This window comes from Streptomyces sp. MB09-02B (assembly GCF_033794485.1).
Taxonomy (GTDB): Bacteria; Actinomycetota; Actinomycetes; order Streptomycetales; family Streptomycetaceae; genus Streptomyces.
Genome location: NZ_JARGEE010000697.1, coordinates 1 through 2,842, shown reverse-complemented (window position 1 = coordinate 2,842; position 2,842 = coordinate 1). Strand labels below are relative to the sequence as shown.

General features: G+C 70.3%; 2 protein-coding genes. Both read left to right on the top strand.

Annotation, left to right across the window (positions count from 1 at the left end; genetic code table 11):
* Positions 1 to 84 precede the first annotated feature (84 nt).
* The gene (locus P1P70_RS42975) at positions 85 to 627 is read left to right on the top strand and encodes a type 1 glutamine amidotransferase domain-containing protein (RefSeq protein WP_319247695.1); all 543 of its coding nucleotides are present in this window, start codon (positions 85 to 87) and stop codon (positions 625 to 627) included.
* A complete protein-coding gene (locus P1P70_RS42970) occupies positions 627 to 2,732 on the top strand; it encodes a catalase (RefSeq protein WP_319247693.1) in 2,106 nt (701 codons plus the stop codon). The genes P1P70_RS42975 and P1P70_RS42970 overlap by 1 nt, the downstream gene beginning before the upstream one ends.
* Positions 2,733 to 2,842: the final 110 nt, after the last annotated feature.

Below are 2,842 nucleotides of genomic sequence, written 5' to 3'. Positions count from 1 at the left end.
CCCCAACGCCGTCGGCCGCGAACCCCACCGCACCACCCACCGACCCGGCACCACCCCGAGGCAAGGAGAGGAGACCGAGCAGCCATGCGTATCGCATTCCTGACAGCACCCGAGGGTGTCGAGCAGATCGAGCTGACCGAGCCCTGGCAGGCGGCGGAGAGCGCCGGTCACGAACCCGTCCTGGTGTCGACGAAGCCCGGCCGCATCCAGGCCTTCGACCATCTCGACAAGGCGGACACGTTCGCCGTGGACGCCGTGGTGGGCGAGGCTCCGGCCGAGTCGTTCGACGCGCTGGTCCTGCCCGGCGGGGTGGCCAACCCGGACTTCCTGCGCATGGACGACAAGGCGGTCTCGTTCGTCCGGTCGTTCTTCGACCGGGGCCGTCCCGTCGCGGCGATCTGTCACGCGCCGTGGACGCTGGTGGAGGCGGACGTGGTGCGCGGCCGGGTCCTGACCTCGTGGCCGAGTCTGCGCACGGACATCCGCAACGCGGGCGGCACCTGGGTGGACGAGCAGGTGAAGATCTGCGACCACGGCGCCGGCAAGCTCGTCACCAGCCGCAAACCGGACGACCTCAAGGCCTTCTGCGAGGCGTTCCTCGACGTGTTCTCCCAGGAGGCCGCCTGATGAGCTCGCCCATGGACCGCAAGCGGGAGCAGCGCGAGGCGGCCCACCCGGTCGACCCCGCGTCGGGCCCGCTCACCACCGACCAGGGCGTGGCCGTCGACCACACCGACGACTCACTGACCGTCGGTGAGCGCGGGCCGACCCTGATGGAGGACTTCCACTTCCGGGAGAAGCTCACCCACTTCGACCACGAGCGGATCCCGGAGCGGGTGGTCCACGCCCGGGGCGCGGGAGCCTACGGGTACTTCGAACCGTACGAGTCCTGCGCGGAGTTCACCCGTGCCGCGTTCCTCCAGGACCCCTCGGTCCGCACCCCCGTCTTCGTACGGTTCTCGACCGTGCAGGGGCCGCGCGGCTCGGCGGACACCGTGCGGGACGTACGTGGCTTCGCGACCAAGTTCTATACCTCGGAGGGCAATTACGACCTGGTCGGGAACAACTTCCCGGTCTTCTTCATCCAGGACGGGATCAAGTTCCCCGACTTCGTGCACGCGGTGAAGCCGGAGCCGCACAACGACATCCCGACGGGCGCGTCCGCGCACGACACGCTCTGGGACTTCGTGTCGCTCCAGCCGGAGACGCTGCACGCGATCATGTGGCTGATGTCCGACCGGGCGATCCCGCGCAGCTACCGCATGATGCAGGGCTTCGGCGTGCACACCTTCCGTTTCGTGACCGCCGACGGGCGGGGCACGTTCGTGAAGTTCCACTGGAAGCCGAAGCTGGGCACGCACTCGCTGGTGTGGGACGAGGCGCAGGAGTGCCAGGGCCGGGACCCTGACTTCAACCGCCGGGACCTGTGGGACGCCATCGAGGCCGGCGAGTTCCCGGAGTGGGAGCTGGGCGTCCAACTGGTGCCGGAGGAGGACGAGTTCGCCTTCGACTTCGATCTGCTCGACGCCACGAAGCTCATCCCCGAGGAGCAGGTGCCGGTGCGGCCGATCGGCCGTATGGTGCTGGACCGCAACCCCGAGAACTTCTTCGCGGAGACGGAACAGGTCGCCTTCCACACCGCGAACGTCGTCCCGGGCATCGACTTCACCAACGACCCGCTCCTCCAGGCCCGTAACTTCTCCTACCTGGACACCCAGTTGATCCGACTCGGCGGACCCAACTTCAGCCAGCTGCCGGTGAACCGCCCCGTGGCCCCGGTGCGCACCAACCACCGCGACGGCTATCACCAGTCGGCGATCCACCGCGGCACGAACTACTTCCCGAACTCCCTCGGCGGGGGCTGCCCGGCCCACGCGGGCGCCGACCCGCACGCCTACACGCACCTCGCCGAGCGCGTCGACGGCGCCAAGATCCGCCGCCGCAGCGAGAGTTTCAAGGACCACCACAGCCAGCCGGCCATGTTCTGGAACAGCATGGCCCCCTGGGAGAAGCAGCACATCGTGGACGCCTTCCGCTTCGAGCTGGGTAAGGTCGGCGCCCTCTCCGTCCGCGCCCGCACGGTGGAGCAACTGACCAAGGTGGACCCGGAGTTGGCGGCCGAGGTGGCGAAGGGCATCGGTGTGCCCGTCCCGTCGGACGCCGTGCCGGTGGCATACAAGTCCACCTCTCCGGCCCTCAGCCTGGAGGCGCAGCGCGGCCCCGGTTCCCTCCGCACCCGGCAGATCGCCGTGCTGGTGGCGGACGGGGTGGACGCCGAGCAGGTGACGAGCCTGCGGGAGGCCCTGGCCGCCGAGGGCGCCGTCGTCGAGGCCCTGGCCGCCCAGGACGGCACGGTACGCGGGGCGGACGGCGCCGAGTACACCGTTGATCGGGCCCTGCCGACGGTGGCGTCGGTCCTGTACGACGCGGTCCTGCTGCCCGGCGGTCCCGTCGCCACACCGTCCCCGTCGACCGACCCCGACGCCATGCGCTTCGTCCGCGACGCCTACCGCCACGGCAAACCGATCGGTGCCCTCGGCTCCGGCGTCGGCATCCTCGCCGCGCTCCAGCCCGAGGGGGTCCGCCTCTCCTCCGAGTTCCACCACGTGGTCGCCGACCGTGGCGTGGTCACGGACACGGCCCAGGGCACCGCGAGCGACGACTTCACCAGGGAGTTCATCACGGCGATAGCGGCCCACCGCCACTGGGACCGCCCACCGACCCGCTGCTGAACACGATGGGGCGCCCCTTGCGACAAGGGGCGCCCCTCTGCTTTCAGGGGCGCGGGGAACTGCGCGATCAGCCACGACGCACCCGCACCCCGCGACGTACACACCACCCC